Source organism: Arthrobacter sp. 2762, assembly GCF_040548745.1.
Taxonomy (GTDB): domain Bacteria; phylum Actinomycetota; class Actinomycetes; order Actinomycetales; family Micrococcaceae; genus Arthrobacter.
Genome location: NZ_JBEPSI010000001.1, coordinates 606,968 through 631,270 on the forward strand (window position 1 = coordinate 606,968; position 24,303 = coordinate 631,270).

A 24,303-nucleotide genomic window follows, 5' to 3' on the forward strand; every position below is an offset into this window, starting at 1 on the left:
CTGCAAGGTGCGTTCCAGACCAAACTAGGCGAACGCATCAATCTCCACCCCTGCCTCCTCCAAGCCCGCCCGAACGGCCGCGGCCATGTTCACAGCGCCCGGAGTATCACCATGGATGCAGAGGGAATCGGCACTTACCGGGACAACCGTTCCGTCCACGGCTACCACTTCCTTCCGCGTCGCGATTCGAACAGCCTGGGCAACCACCGCGGCGGGATCGTGCAGCACGGCGCCTTCCTCGGATCGCGGGACCAGTGTGCCGTCAGGAAGGTACGCCCTGTCCACGAATGCTTCCCGGAAGACGGGGTGTCCGGATTCCTCGGCCAGCTTCAGCCATGCTGAGCCCGGCAATCCCAGCACCGGCAGCCCGGGATCGTAGGCGTGGACTGCAGCAACTACAGCCTCAGCTTGGTCGGGATCGTGGACGATCCTGTTGTACAGCGCGCCGTGCGGTTTGACGTAATCCACGGACGCTCCCACCGCATGGGCCATCCCGTCCAGGGCGCCGAGTTGGTAGAGGACATCCCCGAACAGTTCGTCGAAGGTCATGTCCAGCGAACGCCGTCCAAAGCCGGCCAGGTCCCGGTACCCCACATGCGCGCCGACGCGAACGTCGAGTTCGAACGCGGCACGGCAGCTGTCCAGCATGGTCAGGGGGTCTCCGGCGTGGAAACCGCAGGCCACGTTGGCGCTGCTCACGATGCGGAACATCGAGGCGTCGTCACCCATGGTCCAGGAGCCGAACGACTCCCCCAGATCAGCGTTGAGGTCCACTGTTACCGCCTTCCAGCGTCAGATTGTTGTTGGTCTCGTTGGTGGGTGCGCTTGCGAGCAGTTCGCCGGGGATCGTATCGGGCAGCGGCCCAAACGCTTCCTTGGCAGTTGCAACTACGGCGCGGCCCATCATCAGGTTGCCGGCACCACCCACCACGGCACCCACACCAAACGGCAGGGCCCGTCCGAGGAACGCAGAGCCTTGCCGCTTCAGGAGGTTCTTCAGGAACGCGCGCTGGATGGCATCCCGAATGACGCCAAATCCGCTGCCCGGGATCTTCTTGGTGAGTGTCGTTCCCCATGCATTGGTCACGCCTTTGCCTCGTCCGAGGGACTGGCCGCTCAGGGCTCCCAGCAGCGAGGTGCCTTCCTCGCCCAGCATGATGGCCATGACCATCGTCCGTGCGCGTTCCGGATCCGTCAGCCGGATGCCATGCAGCTCCGCCAGCGTCGACGCGTAGAGTGCTGTCGTCTCCAGAAACCCGACAGTTGCAAGGGCAGAGAGACCCAGCGAAGCTGCTGTTCCGATACCGGGCACGACGGCGGTAGCCCCCACTGCGGCTCCCCCGCCGGTGATGGCGGCCAGGTAGTCGCGCTCCAGTTTGGCGGCAAGCTGCGCGGGAGTTGCCTTGGGATGCCGGCGCTGCATTCTGCGCAGGTTTGCCAGGACAAGTGGCCGCTGGATTTCGACGGCGCGCAGCAAGACATTGTGTACGCCCGGCTTTGTGTTGCCTTGGGCGTCGAATACTGCGTTATGGGCTGTCTCTTGGGCGATTTTCACCGCCGGGTTGGGTCGCTTGGGCATCTTCACCTCTGCATGGCAGTTAGTCGTTTCGCGGAGAACTACTGCGTTCAGCCTATGCCACTGTTAGCTTTGCATGGCCCGCTGAGAGGCCTGTTCTGCGCGTTTCCGGGCGAGGATTCAGCGCAGAGCGGACCTCTCAAGAGAGCCGACCCGGCGTAGACTTGGGTGCACTCACGGAAGCAGTCCAAGCAAGGACAGGGAGTATCCGTAATGAACGCAAACAACAAGCCAGAACACATCATCCGGCACCACACCGACGCTCCTGCAGAGGGAGAAACGGAGGGCTGGGTCTCGCACGATACCGGCATCCACAGCCAGGATCCTGCCGAAGGTCCGGACATCGACGACGACGACGCCCCGCCGTCGGGCGCTTCATAACTCCGGACTTGCGTGGCTTCCTGACCTTCATCGAGACAAAAAGGGACCCAAATCGCCGGAAAAGCGCGGCTTGGTCCCGCAAAGAAGGCCAGGAAGCTACCGAGCCGCGCGCGTCATTTCGGGGCGGGCCCTGTGGTGTTGCGGATGACCAGGTGCGGTGTCCGCACAAGGTGCGCGGGCGGCGTCGAGCCTTCCAGCCGATCAATGGCACGGTCGACGGCTGCCCGTGCCAGGAGCGGGGCGTCCTGGCTGACGGAGGACAACTGGACGTAGCTAAGGCGGGCGAACTGGCTATCGTCGTAACCCAGGACGGACACATCCTCAGGGACCCTGAGCCCAGCCGCCCGGAAGCTTTCCCAGATGCCCAGTGCGCAGCGATCGTTGAAGGCAACGACGGCGGTGGGCAGGTCATCCAGAAGCTCTCGACCAGCCCGGAGGCCGTCTTCTTCGGTGGCTCCACCGGGAATCACCCGGGATTCGAGCCCCCGGCCAGCCATTTCTGCCCGGAATGCTTCGCGCCGCTGTGGACTCGAGACAGCGTCCCCACCGTCCACGTGGGCAATTCTCTGATGCCCCAGCGAGGTGAGATATTCCAGCGCGATGCGGATACCGGCGTCGTCATCGCTGCTGACCGAGTCCAGGGATTCGCCGACGTCGTCGCGGAGCAGGCTGACCACTGGGAGCCTTGCGGCATAACCGGCCAACTCGTCCTCCCCCAGCGCTGGAGAAATCACGATCAGGGCTTCACAGCCCAGATCCAGGAGGGATTCGACGGCCCGGGATTCCGGGCGGCCATTGGCCACGGCGCTCAGCGCGATATCGTAGCCGCGCAAAGTCGCTCCGGCGTAGGCGGCATCGACGATTTCGGCGTGGAACGGGTGCGATGTGGAAAAGCTGACGCCCAGGAGCCTCGTCCGGCTGCTGCGGAGAAGCCGTGCACGGCTATCGGGACGGTAGCCGAGCTCCTTGGCCGCCTGCTGGACTTTGAGGCGCGTGGCTTCAGAGGCTCCAGGGGCGTCCCGCATGACGATGGAAACAAGCGCACGGGAAACCCCGGCGGCTTCAGCCACATCCATCAACGTGGGACGTTTTCCCATCATGGCCCTCCTTTGCCCGCAGCCAGTCTATAGAACGATCTAAGACGCAAACGGCTCAAAGGAGCCCTGCCCCAGACGTGCGGCCGGCCGCGACTCAGACGACCGACCGCACTAGCCCGGTATCGCAGTGACGGCGCCCCGGGTGGGCCCCAGAACCCACCACATCCATCACTGCCAACTCAGCGTTGTCCGCGGACATGCGCCGAAAAGGGCAACGGCACATTACGCGGCACAACGACTTGGGCACTGTTTACGTGCTTTGACCTGCGGAAACGTGACGCGGGCTTTTGGAATAATCTTCAGCCTTCCCCGATCAGCGTTCTCTGGGGAACATTCCCTCGCTGTTTTCCGGCGAGCGCTCTGGCTGTTTTCCACAGGACCTGTTTAATGACCCCATGAGCACCGTGGATCCCGTCGCCCTCAGGAAACTCCGCGCCAACAAGCGCCCGGGCCCGCTTGCCGTGGTGCTGGCGCTTGCCTTCCAGTTCGTCGCTGGGTTGGCTGCCGGCTTTGGCTGGCCCCACATCGCAGCTTTCGAATCGGAGGAGCCTCCGGTCCTGGCAATGGTTGCCGTCATCTCCAGCATCCCCCTGATTGTCCTGAGCTCCATCGCCTGGACAGCCATAGTGATGAAGCACCGCAAACTTGGGCTCACTCTGGGCGGATCGCTGATGTGGCTTGGCGCCGCAATCGGGGTGGCGGTGGCCGCCGTCGAATTCGAGTATCCGGTCATCCTGACGTGGATAGGCGTCGGCTGCCTCGCCGTGTGCCTGCTCCTGACGATCCTGGGAGTGATGGCCGCGCAGAAGCGGCGGGCTGGTGCCGAACGTGAGGCCCGTGTCATGAGCACAGGAATCATGACGTCCGCGAGAGTCAGCGACAAAGGCTATCTGGCGTTCCGCGACAGCACCAAGATCCTCACCACCGTGACCTTCACCTTTCACGACTCAAGTGGCGTCCAACGCTGGGTGCAGCGTCCCCTCTTGATCAGCGCCGCCGAGCCGGTGGTTGATGGGCAGGAGACTACGCTCTGGTACGACCCCTTGGACCCCGGCAACGACAAGAAGATCGTGGTGAAACTGGCCCAGGATATGCCTCTGCGCGCGTCGTGATCCTGCAGCCCTGAAAGTATTGCCACAACGGCGACATTTTTCTTCTCCTCAGCGCACTTAACAGGTGTTGGAACGAGCAACTGATGCGCGGCAGGAGCCACAAATGAACACCCTCAACCAGGTATCGGCAATATGGGCCGTCCTACCGCTCGCCGATGCGCCCGACATCCACCTCCTGTTCATGGCTGGCCTGGTTTTCCTTGCGGGCATTGTTGGCTTTGGCAGCGTCCTGCTGCTCCTGTTACTGACCCCGCTCATCAGGCTCGCCTTCGGGCGCCATCTTCCTCATGCACATGCCCGGCGGAACGATGCCGCTTAGCCGAAGTACAGCAACAGGGAGCTAGAACGATCTAGACATCTTCGGTCCGAGCATGCGAGCATTGCTTGACTAGAACGTTCTAGACGCCTGAATCGAGGAACAACAATGACTTACCTTCAGCACCCGGTCATCGAGGACCGGCCTGTCCGCATCGCCGTGATCGGCGCCGGATGGATCGGCGCATTCCACGCCGAATCCATCGCCCTGAGGATCCCGAACGCACGGTTGGAAGCCATCGCTGATCCAGTCCTACCTGCCGTGGAAGCCCTCGCAAGCCGCCTCGGCGTCACTAAAATCAGCACCGATGTTGCCGACGTCCTCGCCGATCCTGACGTGGATGCGGTGCTTATCGCGACTCCCCTGCGGTTCCATTCCGAGCTGATAACCGCTGCCGCCAAAGCCGGTAAGGACGTGTTCTGCGAGAAGCCCGGCGGGCGGACCATCGCCGAACTCGACTCGGCCATCGAAGCTGCGGCAAGCGCCGGCGTCGTACTTCGTTTCGGTTTCAATCGCCGCTACTCCACGGATTTCGCCGCAGCCCGGAAGCTGATCGACGACGGCGTAGTCGGAGTCCCGCAACTGCTCCGCTCCCTCACTCGCGATCCCGGCACCGAAGCCGGCATCAGCAACCCGGAGAGGATCGCCCCCGGCACCATCTTCCTGGAAACCCTCATCCACGATTTCGACACCCTGAACTGGCTGAATCCGGGCGCAGTCCCCGTGAAGGTCCATGCAGTCGCGGATGCTTTGGTTGCTCCCGAGGCCAAGGCCGGTGGCCTCCTGGACACCGCGGTTGTCACCGTCACCTACAGCAACGGCGCCATCGCTGTAGCGGAAGCAAACTTCAACGCCCTGTACGGTTACGACGTCCGCGGCGAAGTGTTCGGCTCTGCCGGCATGGTCACCGCCGGCAGCCCACATGCAACCAACGCCACCAGCTACACGGCCGCAGGCATCGGATCAGACACCACTCGCCTGAACATCGACCTCTTCCACGACGCCTATACGGCAGAGCTGGCCCACTTCGCGGACGACGTCGCCGCACGCCGCGGCAGAGTCAATCAACGCACGACGCCGGCAAACCCGCCCGCCACCGTAGCTGCCCCCGGTGGCGTGGATGCACGCAACGCCCTCGCGGTCGCCCTGGCCGCTTTCACGTCAGCCCTGACAGGGCTTCCCGTTGAAGTTTCCTCGATTGCCGACCTTCGTCCAGCCGAAACGCATTCAACAGCACAGCTTCAGGCCGCAGGGCAGGGAGCATGAGCTTCCGATTGGCCGTCTGCGCCGAGATGGTCTACGGCGAGCTGCCATTGATCGATCGCGTGCGCCGCATTCACGATCAAGGGTTCGAGGTGGAGCTTTGGGACACCCGCGGCCGGGACATCGCAGCCCTCGCAGCAACCGGCGCCAGGTTCTCCTCCATGAGTGGCTACTTCGGCGGCAGTGTCGTTGATCCCAGCACTGCGCATGAAGTCCTGGCCTCCGCCGAGAAGCTGATCCCCACTGCACTGGAGCTGGGCGTCGAACGCATGGTGGTTCACCCTGGCGAACTCGGTGAAGGTGGGCGGGCTGTCCGGCCGGTCCAGCGATCCACGGGCGAGATGTGGTTGACGGGCCTCCGCACGCTGGAACAGCTCGCTGAACTGGGCCAAAAGCACGGCATCGTGTTTGCGCTGGAAAACCTGAACACGATCCTGGACCACCCCGGCATTCCCTTGGCACGCGCCAAGGACACACTGGCGCTGGTCACGGCCGTGAACCACCCCAATATGAAGATGATGCTGGATCTCTACCACGCACAGATCGGTGAAGGGAACCTCATTGAGCTGGTCCGCTCAGCCCAGTCCTTTACGGGCGAGATCCAGGTTGCCGACGTCCCGGGTCGATTCGAACCAGGGACGGGCGAGATCAACTACCCGGCCATTGCCAAAGCACTCCGCGACGCCGGGTATTCGGGAGTGATTGGCATGGAGGCCAGTGCAATCGGTGGCCAGGGGATCCAGGCGGGCGACGCAGCGTTGGCAGCCTTCCGCGCCGCGTTCTCCCCCAACTAAGTCGCAGCTGAGCGCGTTTTGACGGCTCTAAACGCGCTCTAATGCGACTCAGTTGGGTCAGTACTTGATCGGCTCCTGCGGCCCCCGCTCCCGCAGCAGCAACACCCCGGCATTGGCGGCGACGATCAGCCCGATTCCCACCCACTGTCCCGCAGCCAGGTCCTGGTGCAGGATCACGGCACCGATGACTGCAGCAAACACAGGGTTGATGCTCATGAGCACGCCGAACATGTTCGCGGGGACCCGTCGCAGCGCGATCAGATCGGCCACGTAAGGCAGCACGGATGCGAAGATTCCGGCCGCCACAGCGCAGAGAACGGCCAAGCCGTCCAGTGGTTGACTGATGAAAACCACGACGGCGACAGGCAGGAACAGCGTCGCCGACACTCCTGTTGCGGCTGCTGTGCCCTGGATGCCCTGCACTCTTTGGCCGACGGTCCGGTTCAGGAGGATGTAGGCGGCCCAGCTGCATGCGGCGATGAGCCCCAAGCCAATCCCTACGATATCCATGGATGCTTCGGGCCGGGTGATGGCCAGGACGCCGAATGCAGCGACCACAGCGCAGAGCGCACTGCTCTTTCGTCGCGAGCTGATCAATGCCACGGCCAGGGGCCCAAGGAACTCAAGGGTAACGGCAAGTCCAAGGCCGATCCGTTGGATGGACGCATACAGGCCGAGATTCATCGTGCCGAAGGACACTGCCAGGAGAAGAACAGGCCACCATTGCCGCCAGCGCAATTCCCTCAACCGCGGCCTGACGATAGGCAAGAGAACTGCAGCCGCCACGAGCTGGCGCACCGCCACCACACCTACGGGTCCCATGACCGGAAAGGCGAATGATGCCGTTGCGGCGCCAAGTTGGTTGGAAAGTGCGCTGACCAGTAGCGTCGCCGCTCCCCCGGCCTTCCTGGACGGCTTTACTCCAATTGCCCTCGTATCGATCATGGTGAAATTCTGCGCTCGGGCAATGTATCCGCTAAATGCATGAACGATGCTATTTATGCGGTGGGCGCATGAATAGGATGGGCGGTATGGACGTCGAGGTGAGGCAATTGCGGTGCCTTCTGGCTGTAGTCGAGGAGGGTACATTCACCGATGCAGCTATTGAACTCGGAATGTCCCAAGCTGCCGTTTCACGCAACATCTCCGGGCTGGAACAGGTTCTCGGCGTACGGCTCCTGGAACGGACCACCCGCAGCGTCGGCCTGACCCCCTCCGGCGAGCGCGTGGTGGCCAAGGCACGGCGCGTCCTCTCACTTCTGGGCGATCTCGAAAGGGAGGCCCGGTCCGGTACCGGAAAGACCCGGATCGGCTACGCGTGGTCCGCTTTAGGCGAGCACACCATGGAGTTCCAGCGACGATGGGCGGCCGTAATACCTGGTGTGGAGCTGCAGCTGCTGCACTCCAATTCCCCTACTGGCGGCCTGGCAGATGGAACCACCGACTTCGCCATCCTTCGACGCCTTCCGGATGCGGCCGGCGTCGAGCATGTCCGGATTGGTGAGGAGAAGCGGTACTGTGCCATGTCCTCGGACGATCCGCTGGCCTCACGGCGCTCTGTGACCCTGGCGCAGGTAGCCCAGCGATCCGTCGCGATGGACTTGCGGACGGGAAGCACAACGCTTGAGCTATGGCCGGAGGACGGGCGGCCGGACATCGTGCCCATTAATGATGTGGATGATTGGCTGACGACGATTGGCAGCGGGGCGGCGCACGGGATGACTGCCGAGTCCACGGCTCACCAGTATCGGCGTCGGGGCATCATCTATCGGCCGGTCCGTGACGTTCCGCCCGTGCCCGTGTACCTCGCGTGGTCCGCCAAGGACCCACCGCAGGAGCGCGAGCGGATCGTGGAGTTGCTGACGGGGCTGTATGCGTGATGAGTGTTAGCAGTCGTGGCGAAATCTTGAGCTAGTACACGGAGCCCATCAGGAGCTCCGAAAGGCGCCCTGCCGCGCGCCGAAGTTCCGGAACACTGGCCTTGAGGTCTGATTCGCTCGCCGATTCCACCGGGCTGGTCAGGGCAATGCATTCACTGGGGCGGCCGGTCCTGTTCGGAACTGCAACCGCAACGGACAACACGCCCGTGGCACGCTCGTCAGCCGAATAGGCGAAGTCCTCGCCAACCGCGGGGAGCCGTGACCGCAATTCGTCGGCCGTGAACCCACGGGGCTCATGCCCGGACGTCGAGGCCGCCAGCGCGACTTGCTGCAGTTCCTCTGGGGAAGCGGAAGCCAGAAGGATCTTACCGGCGGCACCCACTGTCAAGGGAAGCCGCTTACCCAAGGGGAGGTCGTACCGGAGCGGCGAGTCACCATCCACCCTGGCCACAAGAATGCGCTCAAAGCCCAGGCGTGTGTAGAGGGACGCAGTGCGAGCCGTCTGTGTGGCGACTTGCTGAAGTATAGGCCGCGCCGCCACCACCAACGGATCGTTCTCCAGGAAACTCCGTGCTGCCGGGAGAACTGCGGGCCCAACGCGGTAGGTCTTGTCCGTCTGGCTGACCATGCCGAAGTCCTGGAGAACGCGGAGGATCCTCAGCGTCGTGGGCAGGCTCATGCCGCACGTCCTTGCGAGGTCACTCAATCGCTGTGGCCGCTCGGCACGCTGCAGCTCGGCAAACACCTCCAGGGCCCTTGAAAGCGAACGCATGTTCGCAGCCTTGGGGCCGTCCTCCGCGGGACTGGCTGAGTGGGTTGAGCTCACGGTCATTGTTTCATTCTATGTAAGTTTCTTGCGCTTGCCATCACATGTGGCTCCTGTCACTATTTCTTCAGACGCAATATTCTTTCATTCTATGAAATGAAGTAACACGCAACGTAAGAAGGAATCCATGACAACGGAGTCAGTTATTGCCAGACCCCAGCGCACCCGCGTTTCACCCACCGTCTTGGCGGGTATCGGCGCTTTCGTGGTGGTTGGCGTCTTCGTCCTGGTTAGCTCCATCGGCCTCGGTCTCTGGACTTCGCTGGGTCCCGGCCCCGGGATGTTCCCGTTCGCCATGGGCGGCCTGCTGGTTGCAATGTCCGCAGTCTGGCTCGTTCAAGAACTGCGCGAGCCAAGCGAAACCGCGTCAGGAGTGGATCGCGGCCTGGTGCTGGCAGTCGTCATCAGCCTGGCGGTTCTCGCGGCGGTGATGGACCTGATCGGCTTCCAGCTGAGCATGTTTATTTTCCTGATGTACCACCTAAAAATTCGCGGCGGCCGAAGGTGGGTGTCCGCGCTGATCATCTCAACGGCTGGCAGCTTCGGCGCGTTCTATGCCTTCAACTACGGGCTCAACGTGGCCCTGCCCACCGCCGGAATTTCCGTCCTGAACTCGATCGGACTCTGAACCGTGGATACCCTCAACGAACTCGCCAACGGTTTCGCTTCTGCATTGACCTGGCAGAACTTGATCTTCGCCTTCCTTGGCTGCCTTCTCGGCACCATCATCGGTGTCCTGCCCGGCATCGGCCCCGTAGCCGGCGTCGCCCTGCTTATCCCGCTCACCATGAACCTCGATGCCACCGGCGCAATCATCATGCTGTGTGCCATCTTCTACGGCACGGCCTACGGCGGAACCATCACCAGTGTTCTACTGAACACACCAGGTGAGGCCGCCTCAGCGATCACCACTATCGACGGCTACGCCATGACAAAGATCGGCAAGGCAGGAGCCGCACTCACCATCGCAGCCGTCGGGTCCTTTGTGGGCGGAACCATCGCAACACTGGGCCTGGTGGCAGCAGCAAAACCCCTGGGCGAACTTGGCCTGTTGGTTGGTCCGCCGGAGTTCTTCGCCTTGATGGTAGTCGGCATCTCGTTACTGGTCGCTTTGGCCGGCAAGTCCATGGTGAAGGCCCTCATCTCCGGAGCCTTGGGCCTGCTGATCTCCATGGTGGGCATCGACCCTGTGGCGGGCGCACCCCGCTTCACCTTCGGCTCGGACAACCTGCTGGACGGTGTGAGCTTCGTGGCGGTGATCGTGGGCGTGTTCGGACTCTCCGAAATTCTGTCCTACCGTAAAGATTCCAAAGCCGCCGCCGTTCATGCACCGGGTATGCGGTCCTTGCTCCCCACACGGACCGAATGGCGCAGGAGCGCCCCGTCCATGGCCCGTGGAACCGGTATTGGATTCGGGCTCGGCCTGATCCCCGGCATGACGGGCTCGGTGTCCTCACTGCTTGCCTACGGCGCCGAGAAGAAATTCTCCAAGCACCGCGACCAGCTAGGGAAGGGTGCCATCGAGGGCGTTGCCGGCCCCGAAACGGCCAACAACGCCCATGCCAACGCTGCCCTGATCCCGCTCTTTACCCTTGGCATTCCCGCCTCGCCCACTATCGCTGTGCTGATGGGTGCCTTCCTTCAGCAGGGCCTCACCCCTGGGCCCACCCTGTTCACGGAACACTCGGAAATTGCGTGGGCGATCATCGCCAGCCTTTTCATCGGCAACGTGCTGCTCCTGCTTCTGAACGTTCCGCTTGTTGGCCTGTGGACATCCATCCTCCGGGTCCCGGCGCCAATCCTTACGGCTTTGATCCTGCTCTTCATGGTCATCGGTGCCTACACCATCAACTTCAACGTCTTTGATGTGTTCGTCATGATCGGATTTGGCCTGCTGGGCCTGGCACTGCGGCATCTGGATATCCCGCTGGCCCCCATGGTCCTGACCCTGGTGCTGGGTCCGCTGATGGAGCGGTCACTTCGCGAGTCGCTGGAAATCTCGCAAGGAGACTTCGGCATCTTCGTCAACCGCCCCATCTCCGTGGTCCTTATCGGCATCGGTGTCCTCATCGTCCTAAGCCCGCTTCTTAAGCTCCGTAAGCCCAAAGCGCTCAACGAAGATCCCGAAACGTAAAACCACTTCATCACCCACCCCCTGAACCGCCCCTTCAAAGGAGAAGAACCATGCCACGCACCCGCATCGTTGCAGCCTTCGCTGCAGCAGCCCTCATTGGCCTCACCGGCTGCGGCGCCAACGCCGGAGCCGCCAACAACACCGCCGATTTCCCAAAAAAGGGAAAGTCCATCGAACTCATAGTCGCTTTCTCTTCAGGTGGAGCAGTAGACACCGCCGCGCGTTTGGTCCAACCGATCCTTGAAAAGGAACTCGGCACCAACGTCGAAGTCATCAACAAGCCAGGTGCCGGCGGACAGATCGGCTACACACAACTGACCAGTGCCAAGCCCGACGGCTACACCATCGGTGCCACCGGATCACCCTCCGTTGTTGTGTCGCCCCTCGACCCCGCCCGCGGCGCGAAGTACACACGAGCAAGCTTCCAACCTCTCGGACGCCAGGTGATCGACCCCACCGTTATCGCCGTGCAGCCTGACAGCCCCTTTAAGACCCTGAAGGATCTTCTCGACTCCGCCAAGGCCAACCCGAAGTCCATGACGGCAAGCACCACGGGGCTTCAGACGGGCGAACACTTCGCTTTGGCGCAATTGCAGGAAACCACGGGGGCCGAGTTTGCTCCTGTGCACTTCTCCGAAGGCGCTTCACAGGCGACCACAGCGTTTCTCGGGAAGCACGTGGACATCCTGGTCGCCAACGTTAGCGACGTAACGGACCTCTCGAAGCAAGGCAAGGCACGTGTACTGGGCGTCATGACTGATGAGCGCGCGCCGTCGCTTCCTGATGTGCCCACTTTCAAAGAATCCGGCTACGAGCTGACGGCCGGCACCGTCCGCGGCTACTCCGCACCGGCCGGACTGCCTGAAGCCGTAGCAACCAAGCTCGAGGCTGCAATCCAAAAGGCCATCGAGGATCCCACCGTGGTCAAGAAGATGGCAGACCTCGGGCTGCAGACCAGCTACTTGTCCGGCAAGGACTACGGGGACTTCTGGGCAAGCCAGGAAGAAGACTTCAAAAAAGTCCTTCCCCTCGTACAGAAGACTGACTGATTTCCTGCCAACACCATCACGGAAGACACTCATCATGACAACTCCTGTCCTTGAAGACATCGACGCCGATTTTCCCCGCCCCGAGCGGGATGTGCTCGAACGCCTTGCCAAGCTGCCTGCCGCGAACATAGGTGACGCCATGGACCGCCTTGGGGTCGCAGACTCGGCCATTCAGGCCATTTGGCCAGGTGCCCGCATCGCAGGGCCGGCATTCACTGTTTGGACCCGCCCCGGAGACAACCAAGGCATACACCGCGCCTTGCAGCTTGCCCGTCCGGGCGACGTCATCGTTGTCGCCGGCGGTGGCGACGAATCACGCGCACTGTTGGGTGAACTCATCGGAGAACGCGCGATCAACCTCGGCATCGCCGGGTTCGCCTTGGACGGGGCCGCACGGGATGCTGAAACACTCGGCGAGATTGGAATGCCTGTCTTCGCCCGGGCAACCACCCCCGCAGGTCCCTACAAGAACGGCCCTTCCCGATTGGGCACGCCCATCTCCTTCGGCGGAGTTCCCGTCATGCCCGGCGACATCATCATCGGCGACTCCGACGGCGTGGTGATCATCCCACGGGAACAGGCAATGAACGTCGCCGAGGCTGCCGAGGCAGTGTTCGCCGACGAGACCAACCGTAGGGCCGCCATCATCGCGGACCGGACCAAGTAGGGAAGCCAGAAGATCATGACCACATGCACCGTCATAGGCCTCGGTGAGGCCGGGGCCACATACGCAGCCGCCCTCGTCGCCGCCGGCCACAGCGTGACCGGGTTCGATCCCGTCGCGCCTGACACCCCCTCCGGTGTCATCCGGGCCGCCACGGCGGCAGCCGCCTGCGCCAACGCGGACATAGTGCTTGTCCTCACCGGAGCCGCAGCGGCCCGGGCTGTGGCCCAGGAGTGCCTACCCGTCTTGCCGCCCGGAAGTTGCTATGCAGACTTCACGTCCTCCTCACCACATGTCATGCGGGAGCTCGGACAGCTGGCGGGTGGGGCTCTTTTCGCAGACGTCGCCATCCTTGGCCCTGTGCCCACCCAAGGCGCAAAGACGCCGTTGATGGTCAGCGGACCTGGATCCAGTGGGGTGGCCGCGCTGCTCGCTCCACTTGGTGCCGACGTCGAAATTGCCGACGGCGGGCCCGGGGCAGCCATGGCCCACAAGCTGCTCCGCAGCGTCTTGATGAAAGGGCTGGCTTCCGTGGTGGTTGAGGCTGTCACTGCAGGAAAGGCTGCCGGTCTTGAAGACTGGATCCGCGGGCAGATCGCGCGGCAGCTGGCCGGGGATGGCCAGGCAGTCATCGACCGGTTCCTCACCGGGACGGCCAAGCACGCACAGCGGCGCTCCAAGGAAATGCAGGACACTGCAGACTACCTGTCGTCGGACCTCCACGTTCCGGCAGAGATGACCACTGCGTCGGCGGCAGCCCTCCGCCGAATGGCATCCGAGCCGGTGGAAACTGCACCAGCCTTGCGCTGATGCAGTCATCGGGAAGAATCAGGACAGGACTATGGTGAACCGCTCACCAACAGAAATTCCAACAGGAGCAGGATAATGATCGGCATCTGGGCACTCGGCGCCTACCTGGCCGTCATCCTGCTCTGGACCACCCTCATCAAGCGCAGCGTCGGCGAAGCCATGATCATCGGCTTTCTGGTGGTGCTTCCCTTCACGGGTGCTGCCGCATTGCAGATCGGCTGGGCGTCACTCTACTCGGCTGCGACCGACGAGATCGTCTATGCCACCATGGCCTTCGTTTTCATGGGCTACCTGCTGGACAAGACCGGGGTTCTGGACCGGCTCATCGATCTTCTGAATTCCTTGATCGGCGGAGTCAAAGGCGGCCCGGCATGGGTCTCCACGGTGGCCTCCGCTGGCCTTGGAGGAGTGGTCCACAATCAGGCAGCCATCGCGGCCACCGTTGGTTCGGTGACCATCCCCTGGATGGAAAAGTCAAAGCTGGACAAGCCCTCCGCCGCAACGTTGGTGGCTGGCAATGCAGGAATGGGCATCACGTTTCCGTTCAGCGCCTCGATGTTCGTCCTGGTGGGGTCAGCAACTGCAGGACCTCTGTTGAACATCAATGATCTTGTGCTGCCCTTATTGTTCGGAGGCCTATGGTGCTTCCTGCACCGGCTGATTGTCACATGGCTACTAATCCGCAAGAGCGGGATGGCTCCGCTGGACTCCGCACACAGGCTGACGGTCAGGACCGCGTTCGGCCAAGGATGGGCTACCTTGCTGCTGTTCGTTGTGGTGGCCATACCGTTGATCATTACCTCCGGTGCCATCGCCACCGCGTTGTCTCAATGGAGTGGTGACGACATCACAAAATCGGTCAGCGTCATCGTCTGGATTCCAGTAGTTCTCATCATCACCGGAGCCCTCCTCGGCTGGAAGCGCCTACCGCGTGGTGGCCGCGGCTGGTGGCAGCTCCTGGAGAACTCCGCACCAAGGTTCGGCGTTGTCGGAATCACGGTGGTATTCGCCTTTGCCGGGGCCAATGCCCTCGCAGCAACGGGCCTCCCCAAGCAGATGACCAGCCTGCTGAACCAGATGAACCTGCCGGTGTGGCTGCTCGCAATTCTTATTGGCCTGATCGTGATCGCGGTTGCCGCGCCGCTGTCAGCAACGGCCACTATGGCCGCCGTCGGGACTGTGGGTGTTGCCACGCTGGTAGCCGCCGGCGTTCCAGCCACGACTGCCGCTGTTGCCGTCCTTGTGTTCTCGTCGTGTGAAGCTGCAGTCCCGCCGGGAGGTGCCCCGCTGTACGTTGCCTGCGGCATCGCTGACGTCAATCCCATCAAGACGTTCGGCCGATTGCTCACGCACTACGCACTCCCGTTGTTAGGCATCGGCGTCCTGATCATCCTCGGCATCCTGCCGATCTAAGGAGGCGTACCCATGAAAAAGGTCATCCAAGCCATTTTTGTCCTCTCACTGGCAGCGTTGCTTCTGAGCGGAGTCGTGTTCGTGACAGCCCAGGGCGTTGCCCTTGTTGCAGGGCAAGGTGAATGGCTGGCGTTAGTCAACGATTTCTTGAAGGACCCGATGTGCGTCGAGGCTTCCGTCTGTGCGATCGCAGGCTTCCTCCTCAGTTACAAACCCCATCAGAAGCAAGACCAGCCGCAGGAGGCACGAACACGGTGACCATCTCCAAAGCTGGAACCTACCCGACATTCGCCGATCTGCTCCAGCGGGAGGGAACACTGGCGGGCACCTCGTGGGGACTGTTTCCCGACGCAACCCGCGGTACGCCGTCCTTCATCACTCCTCAAAGCCTCCTGGCAGCGCGTGCCTGCATCCAGGCCGGAATTGCCTTCGGCCTTGACTATCCCGCAGATGCTTTCGACCCAGGGATGTCCGTCAAGCGCAAAGCGCCGCACCACACGATCTACTCATCACATCCAGCGCACCGGGACGACTACTTGGATGGCTACTACCTCCAAGGTTCCACCCAGATCGACGGTCTGAGGCACCGAAGGGCAGACGACGTCGGCTTCTACAACGGCACGCCGGATGACCATGTGAAGGCAGGTTTCCCGACCCTTGGAGTACAGGAATGGGCCGAAGAACCGATCGTTGGCCGAGGTGTCCTTGTTGACCTCGACGGACATCGAAGAACCCAAGGCTCACCGATAGACCATGAGAACGGGGAACCCCTGCCCTTGGAACTGATCGAATCAGCGTTGGACGCGCAGAAGGTCAGCCTCCGACGAGGCGACATCCTGATGCTCCACACTGGCTGGTGCGAATGGTTCCTGGGTTTGGACGTTGAAGAAAAGCACCGGATGCGCGAAAGCCGCCGCGCCTCAGGCGTGGCTCAGTCCCAACAGTTTGTGGCATGGGCCTGGGACAACCAGCTTGCGGTTGTGGCGGCTGACAACTTTGCGTTCGAGTGCCTGCCGGCCGTCCCCGCCAGTCCCTTCAAGCACACCGCACCGAACGATCACGGCATGATGCACCAGCAACTGCTTGCAAAACTCGGCATGCCCCTGGGTGAGTTGTGGAAGCTGGGGCCACTCTGCCGGCACATGCGCACAGTAGGGTCCTGGGAGGCGTTGGTGAGCATCAAACCGCTCAATATCGTCGGCGCCACGGGGTCACCTGCCAACGCCACGGCGCTAGTCTAACAAGGGACCTGCTAGCTCGCTGCGCGCATCTTCTTAAGGTGCAGGCCCCGGCAGGGAATCGCTGCGGACACCAGATCCTTGCTGTGCTCGTGCTGGGGCTCGGCGAAGAACTTGTGGGTGTCGGTGAGTTCCACCAGGCGGCCCTGGAAGAGTACGGCCACGCGTTGGCACATGTGCCGCACTACGTCCATGTCGTGGGTGATGATCATCAGCGACAATCCCCTGTCCCGGTGCAGGCGTTGCAGCAGGTCAAGAATGGTTCGCTGGGTCAGGGCGTCCAGGGCCGACGTCGCTTCGTCGCAGATGAGGACCTCGGGTTCCAACAGGAGCGCCCGGGCAATCGTGACGCGCTGCAATTGGCCACCGGAGCATTGTCCAGGGCGCCTGTCCAGCAGGCACGGTTCCAGTTCTACTTCCTTCATGGCGTCCTGAAGCCGCTGTGACCTTTCGGCGGACGAAAGCCCACCATACCGGTGGAGGGGAGCCTCAAGGCTGGCGCGGAGCGTCATGCGGGGGTCGAAGGAATCGTGGGGTTCCTGGAAAACCAACTGCACAGCGGTGGGCGGGCTGCTCTCTCCTGCCGCCAGGGTGCGGGTGATGCTACCGCCGCTGATCCCTTCCAGCCCGACGATTGCCCTGGCGAGGGTGCTTTTCCCGGACCCGGATTGGCCGAGCACACCAAGGATCTCGCCCCGTTTGAGGTCGAACGAAACGGAGTTCAAAGCTGGGCGGTCCACGTTGCCGCGGCTGAATCGCTTTCGGAACCCGAAGCGTTTGACGACGTTCGTCAGGGTCAGCACGCTGCGGCCGTCCGGGGTGACGTCGGTGATGCTGGTGGGCAACAGGTTTGATGCGTCCAGGAGCTTCCGTGTGTAGGCAGTTTTGGGGTTTCCCAGAACTGCTTCCGTGGTGCCGGACTCCACGATCTTCCCGGCGTCCATCACCAGGACCCGGTCCGCAAAGGCCGCCACAGATGCCAGGTTGTGCGTGATGTAGAGAATGCCGAGCCCACGCTGCCTGCGCTCACGGTCCAGCAATTCCAGGATCTGGCTTTCCAGCACCTTGTCCAGGGCGGAGGTGGGCTCGTCTGCCAGCAGGATTTCGGGTTGGCCTGCCAACGCCATCGCGGTCATTGCCCGTTGTGCCATTCCACCGGAAAGCTGGTGCGGGTAGGCCTGCGCGCCCCATTCCGGATCTTCGAAGCCCACCTCGGCGAGCAGTTCAAGCACCTTCTGGTCTGCCGGCTTGCCGCCGAGGCCACCGTGCAGCTTCAGAGGTTCCTTCAGGTGCTTGCGGATGGTCTTGTTCGGGTTGAACATCCTCTTGGGCTGCTGGAACAACATCCCCAGCCGGCCGCCTCGAATGCGATTCAACTCTGTTTCCGGCGCGTTGGTCACGTCCAGCGGGCCAAGTCGGACGGACCCGGACTCAATCCGCAGCGACTCCGGCAGTAACTGCAGGACGGACTTGGCAGTCATGGTCTTTCCCGAGCCCGAGCCACCCACGAGGGCCACGAACTCTCCCGGCCGGACCGTCAGGCTGACTCCGGACAGGATCGGTGGCCCTGGCAGGACATGAGGCTGTGCGGCCGTGCTGCGGACGGTCAGGTCCTCGATGACGAGCTCAGGCATGCTGGCCCTCCACCACAAGGACATCTACGGGATCCGCTGCCCGGCGGGAGGCCCGCTGGCCGATCAGGGTGACGCAGAGAGCCACCAGGAAGATGGCAAGTCCAGGGGCGATGATCCCCCACGGAGCCCGCTCAGCGTATGGTTGGGCCGCTGCCACCATGGAGCCCCAGTCAGATTGCGGCGGTTGGACACCCAGCCCAAGGTAGGACAGCGCTCCGACGCTGATCAGGAGCTGCCCGAACCGCAGCGTCGCCTGTCCCAGCATCGGCGCTGCCAGGTGCGGAAGGATGTGGCGGAAAATAATGAACGACGGCGAACAGCCCACCACGCGCGCCGCTTCAACGAAGCCGCGCGCAGACACGTCATAGGCCAGTGTTCGCGCAAGCCGGGCGAACGGCGTCCACCCCGTAACGGTGAGCGCCACGAGCAACGACGAGAATCCGGTACCCATCGCAGCCACGATAAACAGTGCCACCACCATCTCCGGCAAGGCGAGCAGGACATCATTGGTGCGGGTGAAGAATTCGTCCAGCCAGCCCTTGCGCCGCGCACTCAGCACGCCGATCACCAGGCCGACGAGTCCGGTCAGCACCGTGGCCAGTGCGGCCACCACCAAAGAGAAGCGACCGCCGTCGAGCAATCTGCTGAGCGTGTCCCGCCCAAGGTGGTCCGTTCCCAGCCAGTGGCTGGCGCTGGGCGATGCAAGGCGCGCGGCCAGGTTCTGGTCGTCCGGCGGGAACGGCGTCAGCCAAGGCGCGGCCGCTACAGCGGCTATCACCAGGGCGAGAACGACGACGGCGGCCTTGTCTACCGCTGAGAGGTTACGCAAGGGCGCCACTCACCTTAGGGCTGAGAATCCGATGGAGGAAGTCCGCGAGGGTGGTGATCGCTACGGCGAGTGCAACGACGACGACAACACCGCCCTGCGCCAGGGGAATGTCGCTGTTCACCACGGCGTCGTAAAGGAGCCGTCCCATGCCCGGAATCGCGAAAATGACCTCCACAATGACCGAACCTCCCAGGAGACCCGCGAACCATACGGCGAAAAGAGTGGACAACGGAACCAGCCCGTTCGGTATGACATGCCGCATGACGGTCTGGACGTGACTGAGGCCGCGGGCCCTGGCGGCTTGAATGTGCTCTGCTTCCAAAGCATCGATCATGCCGGAGCGCACCGCTGAGGTGAAGAAGCTGATGGGTCGCAGGGCGAGGGTTACCGCCGGCAGGACTATGGATGATGTGGTGTTCCAGCCAGCTGACGGCAGCAAGGACAGCTTGAGGGCGAAAACCAAGACCAGGAGCGGCGCCAGCCAGTATTCGGGCATTGCGATGAACGACTGGGTGATGGTGGTAATCAGTTTGTCGGCTTTTCCACCTTGCTTCAGTCCTGCGACGATTCCCAAGGGCAGCGACACTGACACCGCAATACCCAAGGCCACGATCACCAGGCTGAGGGTGATGCCAAGAGCGGGCATCACCTGGTCAACAACGGGCGTCCGGCTGATATGCGACAACCCCATGTCGCCGCTGAAGAAATCTCCGAGCCAGCGGAAGTACTGGACAGGGAGTGGATCGTGGAGACCCAGGCTTTGGCCGAGGGCCTGGACAGTGGAATCGTCCACAACATCCCCGGCCACCCGGGAACGGATGATCTTGCGGACGGGATCGCCCGGGGTGACGTAGGGAATAAGGAAAACGGCGAAAGACGACAGCAGGACGGCGGCCACGAGGGTCGCCGTCCGCTTCGCAAGGAACGTGATCATGCGGGTTTGGTTCGTTGGTCCCAGCTCGCTGCTAGGAGCCGGACTTTGCGGTCTGTGCTGTCAGGACGTAGCGGGACAGCGGATCCTGGACGTAGGAGAGCACGTTACTGCGGATGGCGTCAGTTGCTTGTTCATTGACCAGCCAGAGGTTCACGGCCTGGTCATCCAGGATCTCGCCGGCCTTGGCATAGAGCTTGTAGCGTTCCTCAGTGTTGGACGTCCGGGCCGCTTCGGCAATGGTGGAGTCGTACTCCTCGTTGCAGAAGTGGCTGAGGTTGTAGCTGCCCTTGCATGTGTAGTCCGCTGTGAGGAAGCCGATCGGATCTGCGATATCTATCAGCCTGTTCCGTTGGCTGAGGATCATGTCGTAGTTGCCGGCCAGAACGTCGGGCTCAGCTGAGGCGTATTCCTTGGCCTGGATAGTGACCGGGACACCAATGGTCTTCAGGTTGTCCTGAATCACGGTGGCGACGTCGGCGAATTCTGACCGTTCGACGATGGCAATGATCTCCAAGGGCCTGTCCGCGGTGTATCCAGCATCTTCGAGGAGCTTCTTTGCTTCCTCAACGTTCTGCTTGGCTGGGCTTGCTTTGCTTGAAGCCCATGGTTCGGAGGGCGCGAAAGGTCCTGCTGCGGGGAGGGCTGCGCCCTCGTAGACGCTGGCCGCCAGGGCATCAAGATCCAGTGCAGACCGCAGGGCCTTGCGGAAGTCGACGTTATCGAAGGGAGCACGTCCGTTGTTCATGTAGAGCGTCGCTGTGCGGGGCGAGTTGGCCTTGAGAACCGAAACCTCAGGGGCGTTCTTGAGCGTGGAGAGGCCGGAGGCAGGAATTGAAAGGGAGATGTCAGCTTCCCCGGTTTGGACCTGTGCCGCGCGGGTGGCGCCGTTGGTGATGAAGCGGACCTCGGCTCCAGCGAGTTGCACCTCGCCGCCCCAGTAGTTCTTGTTGCGATCCAGCGTCAGGGACTGCTTGGCCTTCTCGGACACGGGAACGAACGGCCCGGTGCAGTGACCGAAGGGGTCCACGGTGGCGCCTTGGTAAGCAGCCGGTGACAGGATGCCAGTGTTGACGCTGGCAAGCCGGAACGGAACCAGCGGGCTCTCCGCAGGAGTTGTCACGCGAACTGTCTTGGCGTCCATGGCCTGGACACCGCTGACAATGCCCGGGTTGAACGCCCGGGCAGGCACCTTGGCCTTGAGGACGGTGTTAAGGGCCGCCGCCACCGACTCGGCAGTGAGGTCCGTTCCGTCCTGGAACTTGACGCCCTGTCGAAGGGTGAAGTCCCATTCAAGGGGTGAGACCTGCTTCCAACCGGTTGCGAGGAACGGAACCACCTTGCCCTCGGCGGAGTCGTACTTGGTCAGCGTCTCCAGGCACCCGGACAGCGACAGGATGTACGCGGAGTCGGATTCCAGCGCCCAGTTGGCCACGGGTGCACGGAAGTTGTCCACCACAATGCGCTGGTTGGTATCCGCGACCTTCCCGGCGGTACCCGTCTGGGCCCCACTCAGGCCACAACCCGTGAGGGCAAGGAGGGCCGCAAGACCTGGGGCTGCGAATCGGCTGAGTTTGCGCAAAGGAACCGCCTGTTAAGTGTGCCCGGGGAAGCACAGGGGAAATTGAAGACTATTTAGGTTAGCCTTACCTCTTTATTTCCGCGAAATGGCGTTCTTGGCGTGCGTAATAATTTGCCCTTCAGCAGGAGTGCCTCAAAACGTTGCGGCGTCGATGACGAAGCGGTAGCGGACATCGCTGGCGAGTACCCGTTCGAATGCTTCGTTGATCTGGCTTGCGTGAATGACTTCCACGTCTGCTCCCAGGCTCTGCGCGGCGCAGAAGTCCAGCATTTCTTGCGTTTGGCGGATTCCGCCCATTCTTGAGCCGCTGAGGTTGCGTCGGAATTCCACCAGCGACCAAGCGCGCTGGCTCAACGGTTTGGAGGGCAGGCCCACGAGGACCATGGTGCCGTCCAAGGCAAGCAAGGACAGGTACGCATCCACATCGATGTCCGCGGAGACGGTGTTGATGACCAGATCCAGCTGGCCCTTCAGATATTCGAAGGTGGCGGGTTCTGATGTTGCGTAGTAGCTGGTGGCGCCGAGCCTGACGGCGTCCTCCTGCTTTTTGAGCGATTGGCTAAGCACTGTGACTTCGGCTCCCAAGGCCGCTGCGATCTTCACGCCCATATGGCCCAGTCCGCCCATACCTATGATGGCCACGCGCTTGCCTGGCCCGGCTTTCCAGTTACGCAGAGGCGCGTACATGGTGATTCCCGCGCACAGCAGTGGGGCCGCCTCCTGGAGGTCTATGCCGTCGGGGATTCTGAGGACGTAGTTCTCATCCACCACGATGCTTGTGCTGTAACCGCCGGCGGTGGGCAGCCCGTCACGGCCGAACGAGTTGTACGTACTGGTTGCACCTTGCAGGCAGTACTGCTCCTCGCCTGCCCGGCAATTGACGCATTCCCTGCAGGAATCAACGAAGCAGCCCACCCCCACCCGGTCCCCCACCGAATGACGGGTGACTTTTGGACCGATGGCTTCCACCACTCCGACGATCTCGTGGCCAACCACCAGGGGGTAGTTACTGGCCCAGTCTCCGCGTGCGGCATGGATGTCAGAGTGGCAGATTCCGGTGTACCTGATGGAAATCTGCACATCGAAGTCACCGGGATCGCGTCGCTCTACAGTGCCAGGGGTGAGGTCCGCGGTGGGAGAAGAGGCTACATAGGCCTTCACGGTAGTAGGCATGTCATCCTTCTTTAGGGCCCACGCCGCCAGGGTTCCCTGGCCGAGCTTGCGAGGCGAGGGTGGCGGTGGGGATGGGTTAGTTGGAGGGGAAGTTGTAGGAGGCGCCGGAGGCGTGGGTGGGTTCGGGCCAGCGGGAGGTGATGACTTTGCCGCGGGTGTAGAAGGAAACGCCTTCGGGGCCGTAGATGTGCTTGTCACCGAAGAGTGAGTTCTTCCAGCCGCCGAAGGAGTGGTAGGCCACCGGGACCGGCAGGGGCACGTTGATGCCGACCATGCCCACGGTCACCGAACGCTGGAACTTCCGTGCCGCGGCACCGGAGGAGGTGAAGATCGCGGTGCCATTGCCGTAGGGGTTGGCGTTGATCAGCGCGATGCCTTCGTCGAGGTCGGCGACGCGGACCACCACCAGGACGGGGCCGAAGATTTCCTCGGTGTAGGCGGTCATTTCGGTGCTGACGTGATCGATCACAGTGGGCCCTACCCAGAAGCCTTCTTCGTGGCCGGGGACCACCAGGTCCCGGCCGTCCACCACCATGGCCGCGCCGGCGGTTTCGGCTTCGGTGACGATCCTGAGGATGCGGTCCTTGGAGGCGGGGGTGATGACCGGGCCCATGTCGGCGTCCGGTTGGGTGCCGTTGGCGACCTTCACCGCGAGGGCACGTTCCTGGACTTTCTTCACGATCAAATCCGCCGCGTCCCCGACGGCGACGGCGACGGAGATCGCCATGCACCGCTCCCCCGCGGAACCAAAAGCAGCGGCTGCGAGGTGGTCCGCGGCGTTGTCCAGGTCCGCGTCGGGCATCACGATCGCGTGGTTCTTCGCCCCGCCCAGGGCCTGAACCCGCTTGCCGTGCTTCGTGGCGGTCTCATGCACGTACTGCGCGATCGGGGTCGACCCGACAAAGCTGATGCCGTCCACGTCCGGGTGGGTCAGGAGCCCGTCGACAGTTTCCTTGCCGCCGTGCAGGACCTGGAACACCCCATCAGGCAGGCCGGCCTGCTGCCACAGGCGCGCGAGGAGCATCGGCGCGGACGGGTCACGCTCGGAGGGCTTGAGGATGAACGCATTGCCGGTGGCGATCGCCATCGGCGCCATCCACAACGGCACCATGACGGGGAAATTGAACGGGGTGATCCCGGCCACCACGCCCAGGGGCTCGCGGAAGGAGAACACATCAATGCCGGTGGAGACCTGGTCCGAGTAATCACCCTTGAGCAGGGACGGGATGCCGCAGGCGAACTCGACCACTTCCAGGCCACGGCCGATCTCACCCTTCGCATCGGAAAGGACCTTGCCATGCTCGGCCGTGATCAACCCGGCCAGCTCATCCACATGCGCTGCGACGAGCTCACGGAACTTGAACAACACGCCCGTGCGCTTCGCCAGGGAAACATCACCCCAGGACTGCGCAGCCTTCTTCGCCGCAGCCACCGCAGCGTTCAAGTCAGCCTCGTTCGCCAAGCGCAACTCGGCGCTGACCTGGCCGGTGGCCGGGTTGTAGACGGGCCTGATCTGTTCGCCCTCACCTTCAGACTCTGCGCCGTTGATGAAGTGGTTGATCTGGGTGAGCGTCGTCGTTGAGGTGCTCATGGCAAAGTTC

At 62.7% G+C, this 24,303-nt stretch carries 25 protein-coding genes; 14 read left to right on the top strand and 11 right to left on the bottom strand.

Translation table 11 applies throughout. The features are described from left to right. Positions 1-24: 24 nt before the first annotated feature. Both ABIE18_RS02995 and ABIE18_RS03000 read right to left on the bottom strand, forming a co-directional pair. Positions 25-774 carry a LamB/YcsF family protein gene (locus ABIE18_RS02995; RefSeq protein ID WP_431117654.1) on the bottom strand — a complete coding sequence of 250 codons (750 nt, stop codon included), beginning with the start codon at positions 772-774 and terminating at the stop codon, positions 25-27. Beyond that, positions 758-1,579, bottom strand: coding sequence for a hypothetical protein (locus ABIE18_RS03000; RefSeq protein ID WP_499721096.1), 822 nt, complete (start codon positions 1,577-1,579; stop codon positions 758-760). The genes ABIE18_RS02995 and ABIE18_RS03000 overlap by 17 nt, the downstream gene beginning before the upstream one ends. A 210-nt stretch (positions 1,580-1,789) precedes the next feature. Between ABIE18_RS03000 and ABIE18_RS03005 the strand changes: the two genes are divergently transcribed. Next, a complete protein-coding gene (locus ABIE18_RS03005) occupies positions 1,790-1,957 on the top strand; it encodes a hypothetical protein (protein WP_499721097.1) in 168 nt (55 codons plus the stop codon). Between the two features lie 113 nt (positions 1,958-2,070). On the opposite strand, the gene ABIE18_RS03010 is transcribed toward ABIE18_RS03005, so the two are convergent. Next, the gene (locus tag ABIE18_RS03010) at positions 2,071-3,057 is read right to left on the bottom strand and encodes a LacI family DNA-binding transcriptional regulator (RefSeq protein WP_499721098.1); all 987 of its coding nucleotides are present in this window, start codon (positions 3,055-3,057) and stop codon (positions 2,071-2,073) included. 392 nt (positions 3,058-3,449) lie between these two features. Between ABIE18_RS03010 and ABIE18_RS03015 the strand changes: the two genes are divergently transcribed. The 4 genes from ABIE18_RS03015 to ABIE18_RS03030 all read left to right on the top strand — a co-directional run bounded on the left by ABIE18_RS03015 (position 3,450) and on the right by ABIE18_RS03030 (position 6,539). Continuing rightward, positions 3,450-4,166 (top strand): hypothetical protein, encoded by a 717-nt coding sequence (locus tag ABIE18_RS03015; protein ID WP_499721099.1) that lies wholly within the window; start codon positions 3,450-3,452, stop codon positions 4,164-4,166. Positions 4,167-4,269: 103 nt separating this feature from the next. Then, positions 4,270-4,485 (top strand): hypothetical protein, encoded by a 216-nt coding sequence (locus tag ABIE18_RS03020; protein WP_499721100.1) that lies wholly within the window; start codon positions 4,270-4,272, stop codon positions 4,483-4,485. A 105-nt stretch (positions 4,486-4,590) separates the two neighbouring features. Further along, on the top strand, positions 4,591-5,748 hold the full coding sequence (locus ABIE18_RS03025; protein WP_499721101.1) for a Gfo/Idh/MocA family oxidoreductase: 1,158 nt from the start codon (positions 4,591-4,593) through the stop codon (positions 5,746-5,748). Then, positions 5,745-6,539 (top strand): TIM barrel protein, encoded by a 795-nt coding sequence (locus ABIE18_RS03030; protein ID WP_499721102.1) that lies wholly within the window; start codon positions 5,745-5,747, stop codon positions 6,537-6,539. Before ABIE18_RS03025 ends, ABIE18_RS03030 begins: the two co-directional genes overlap by 4 nt. A gap of 57 nt (positions 6,540-6,596) precedes the next feature. On the opposite strand, the gene ABIE18_RS03035 is transcribed toward ABIE18_RS03030, so the two are convergent. Beyond that, positions 6,597-7,484 (bottom strand): EamA family transporter, encoded by an 888-nt coding sequence (locus ABIE18_RS03035; protein ID WP_499721103.1) that lies wholly within the window; start codon positions 7,482-7,484, stop codon positions 6,597-6,599. Between the two features lie 86 nt (positions 7,485-7,570). Between ABIE18_RS03035 and ABIE18_RS03040 the strand changes: the two genes are divergently transcribed. Beyond that, a complete protein-coding gene (locus ABIE18_RS03040; protein WP_499721105.1) occupies positions 7,571-8,419 on the top strand; it encodes a LysR family transcriptional regulator in 849 nt (282 codons plus the stop codon). Between the two features lie 31 nt (positions 8,420-8,450). Here the strand turns inward: ABIE18_RS03040 and ABIE18_RS03045 are convergent, their stop codons facing one another. Next, positions 8,451-9,251, bottom strand: coding sequence for an IclR family transcriptional regulator (locus ABIE18_RS03045; protein WP_499721106.1), 801 nt, complete (start codon positions 9,249-9,251; stop codon positions 8,451-8,453). Positions 9,252-9,372: 121 nt separating this feature from the next. Between ABIE18_RS03045 and ABIE18_RS03050 the strand changes: the two genes are divergently transcribed. From ABIE18_RS03050 to ABIE18_RS03085, 8 genes are all read left to right on the top strand, one after another. Beyond that, on the top strand, positions 9,373-9,873 hold the full coding sequence (locus ABIE18_RS03050) for a tripartite tricarboxylate transporter TctB family protein (protein ID WP_499721108.1): 501 nt from the start codon (positions 9,373-9,375) through the stop codon (positions 9,871-9,873). A gap of 3 nt (positions 9,874-9,876) precedes the next feature. Then, positions 9,877-11,379: a tripartite tricarboxylate transporter permease gene (locus tag ABIE18_RS03055; protein ID WP_309929353.1), complete on the top strand. Its 1,503-nt coding sequence runs from the start codon at positions 9,877-9,879 to the stop codon at positions 11,377-11,379. Between the two features lie 50 nt (positions 11,380-11,429). Next, positions 11,430-12,428, top strand: a complete 999-nt coding sequence (locus ABIE18_RS03060) for a tripartite tricarboxylate transporter substrate binding protein (RefSeq protein ID WP_499721110.1) — start codon at positions 11,430-11,432, stop codon at positions 12,426-12,428. 34 nt (positions 12,429-12,462) lie between these two features. Then, positions 12,463-13,095 (top strand): RraA family protein, encoded by a 633-nt coding sequence (locus ABIE18_RS03065; RefSeq protein ID WP_499721112.1) that lies wholly within the window; start codon positions 12,463-12,465, stop codon positions 13,093-13,095. Positions 13,096-13,110: 15 nt separating this feature from the next. Continuing rightward, positions 13,111-13,902, top strand: coding sequence for an NAD(P)-dependent oxidoreductase (locus ABIE18_RS03070; protein WP_499721114.1), 792 nt, complete (start codon positions 13,111-13,113; stop codon positions 13,900-13,902). A 75-nt stretch (positions 13,903-13,977) separates the two neighbouring features. Then, positions 13,978-15,315, top strand: a complete 1,338-nt coding sequence (locus tag ABIE18_RS03075; RefSeq protein WP_499721115.1) for a TRAP transporter large permease subunit — start codon at positions 13,978-13,980, stop codon at positions 15,313-15,315. A 12-nt stretch (positions 15,316-15,327) separates the two neighbouring features. Then, positions 15,328-15,573: a hypothetical protein gene (locus tag ABIE18_RS03080; RefSeq protein WP_499721116.1), complete on the top strand. Its 246-nt coding sequence runs from the start codon at positions 15,328-15,330 to the stop codon at positions 15,571-15,573. Between the two features lie 2 nt (positions 15,574-15,575). Further along, positions 15,576-16,556, top strand: a complete 981-nt coding sequence (locus ABIE18_RS03085) for a cyclase family protein (protein WP_499721370.1) — start codon at positions 15,576-15,578, stop codon at positions 16,554-16,556. An 11-nt stretch (positions 16,557-16,567) separates the two neighbouring features. Here ABIE18_RS03085 and ABIE18_RS03090 read toward each other — a convergent pair whose 3' ends face one another. From ABIE18_RS03090 to ABIE18_RS03115, 6 genes are all read right to left on the bottom strand, one after another. Then, positions 16,568-18,187, bottom strand: coding sequence for an ATP-binding cassette domain-containing protein (locus tag ABIE18_RS03090; RefSeq protein WP_499721118.1), 1,620 nt, complete (start codon positions 18,185-18,187; stop codon positions 16,568-16,570). After that, on the bottom strand, positions 18,180-19,025 hold the full coding sequence (locus tag ABIE18_RS03095) for an ABC transporter permease (RefSeq protein WP_499721119.1): 846 nt from the start codon (positions 19,023-19,025) through the stop codon (positions 18,180-18,182). The genes ABIE18_RS03090 and ABIE18_RS03095 overlap by 8 nt, the downstream gene beginning before the upstream one ends. Further along, positions 19,009-19,950 (bottom strand): ABC transporter permease, encoded by a 942-nt coding sequence (locus tag ABIE18_RS03100; RefSeq protein WP_499721121.1) that lies wholly within the window; start codon positions 19,948-19,950, stop codon positions 19,009-19,011. Before ABIE18_RS03100 ends, ABIE18_RS03095 begins: the two co-directional genes overlap by 17 nt. Before the next feature lie 31 nt (positions 19,951-19,981). Continuing rightward, the gene (locus ABIE18_RS03105) at positions 19,982-21,529 is read right to left on the bottom strand and encodes an ABC transporter substrate-binding protein (protein WP_499721123.1); all 1,548 of its coding nucleotides are present in this window, start codon (positions 21,527-21,529) and stop codon (positions 19,982-19,984) included. 132 nt (positions 21,530-21,661) lie between these two features. Further along, positions 21,662-22,702 carry an NAD(P)-dependent alcohol dehydrogenase gene (locus ABIE18_RS03110; protein ID WP_499721124.1) on the bottom strand — a complete coding sequence of 347 codons (1,041 nt, stop codon included), beginning with the start codon at positions 22,700-22,702 and terminating at the stop codon, positions 21,662-21,664. Between the two features lie 76 nt (positions 22,703-22,778). Next, complete coding sequence (locus ABIE18_RS03115) at positions 22,779-24,293, bottom strand: CoA-acylating methylmalonate-semialdehyde dehydrogenase (RefSeq protein ID WP_499721125.1); 1,515 nt, start codon at positions 24,291-24,293, stop codon at positions 22,779-22,781. Between the last annotated feature and the right edge of the window lie 10 nt (positions 24,294-24,303).

Bases quoted from the DNA above. Each gene is read 5' to 3' on its own strand.
- ABIE18_RS03000 (WP_499721096.1), bottom strand. From the start codon at position 1,579: ATGCCCAAGCGACCCAACCCGGCGGTGAAAATCGCCCAAGAGACAGCC.
- ABIE18_RS03005 (WP_499721097.1), top strand. From the start codon at position 1,790: ATGAACGCAAACAACAAGCCAGAACACATCATCCGGCACCACACCGAC.
- ABIE18_RS03010 (WP_499721098.1), bottom strand. From the start codon at position 3,057: ATGATGGGAAAACGTCCCACGTTGATGGATGTGGCTGAAGCCGCCGGG.
- ABIE18_RS03015 (WP_499721099.1), top strand. From the start codon at position 3,450: ATGAGCACCGTGGATCCCGTCGCCCTCAGGAAACTCCGCGCCAACAAG.
- ABIE18_RS03020 (WP_499721100.1), top strand. From the start codon at position 4,270: ATGAACACCCTCAACCAGGTATCGGCAATATGGGCCGTCCTACCGCTC.
- ABIE18_RS03025 (WP_499721101.1), top strand. From the start codon at position 4,591: ATGACTTACCTTCAGCACCCGGTCATCGAGGACCGGCCTGTCCGCATC.
- ABIE18_RS03030 (WP_499721102.1), top strand. From the start codon at position 5,745: ATGAGCTTCCGATTGGCCGTCTGCGCCGAGATGGTCTACGGCGAGCTG.
- ABIE18_RS03035 (WP_499721103.1), bottom strand. From the start codon at position 7,484: ATGATCGATACGAGGGCAATTGGAGTAAAGCCGTCCAGGAAGGCCGGG.
- ABIE18_RS03040 (WP_499721105.1), top strand. From the start codon at position 7,571: ATGGACGTCGAGGTGAGGCAATTGCGGTGCCTTCTGGCTGTAGTCGAG.
- ABIE18_RS03045 (WP_499721106.1), bottom strand. From the start codon at position 9,251: ATGACCGTGAGCTCAACCCACTCAGCCAGTCCCGCGGAGGACGGCCCC.
- ABIE18_RS03050 (WP_499721108.1), top strand. From the start codon at position 9,373: ATGACAACGGAGTCAGTTATTGCCAGACCCCAGCGCACCCGCGTTTCA.
- ABIE18_RS03060 (WP_499721110.1), top strand. From the start codon at position 11,430: ATGCCACGCACCCGCATCGTTGCAGCCTTCGCTGCAGCAGCCCTCATT.
- ABIE18_RS03065 (WP_499721112.1), top strand. From the start codon at position 12,463: ATGACAACTCCTGTCCTTGAAGACATCGACGCCGATTTTCCCCGCCCC.
- ABIE18_RS03070 (WP_499721114.1), top strand. From the start codon at position 13,111: ATGACCACATGCACCGTCATAGGCCTCGGTGAGGCCGGGGCCACATAC.
- ABIE18_RS03075 (WP_499721115.1), top strand. From the start codon at position 13,978: ATGATCGGCATCTGGGCACTCGGCGCCTACCTGGCCGTCATCCTGCTC.
- ABIE18_RS03080 (WP_499721116.1), top strand. From the start codon at position 15,328: ATGAAAAAGGTCATCCAAGCCATTTTTGTCCTCTCACTGGCAGCGTTG.
- ABIE18_RS03090 (WP_499721118.1), bottom strand. From the start codon at position 18,187: ATGCCTGAGCTCGTCATCGAGGACCTGACCGTCCGCAGCACGGCCGCA.
- ABIE18_RS03100 (WP_499721121.1), bottom strand. From the start codon at position 19,950: ATGATCACGTTCCTTGCGAAGCGGACGGCGACCCTCGTGGCCGCCGTC.
- ABIE18_RS03110 (WP_499721124.1), bottom strand. From the start codon at position 22,702: ATGCCTACTACCGTGAAGGCCTATGTAGCCTCTTCTCCCACCGCGGAC.
- ABIE18_RS03115 (WP_499721125.1), bottom strand. From the start codon at position 24,293: ATGAGCACCTCAACGACGACGCTCACCCAGATCAACCACTTCATCAAC.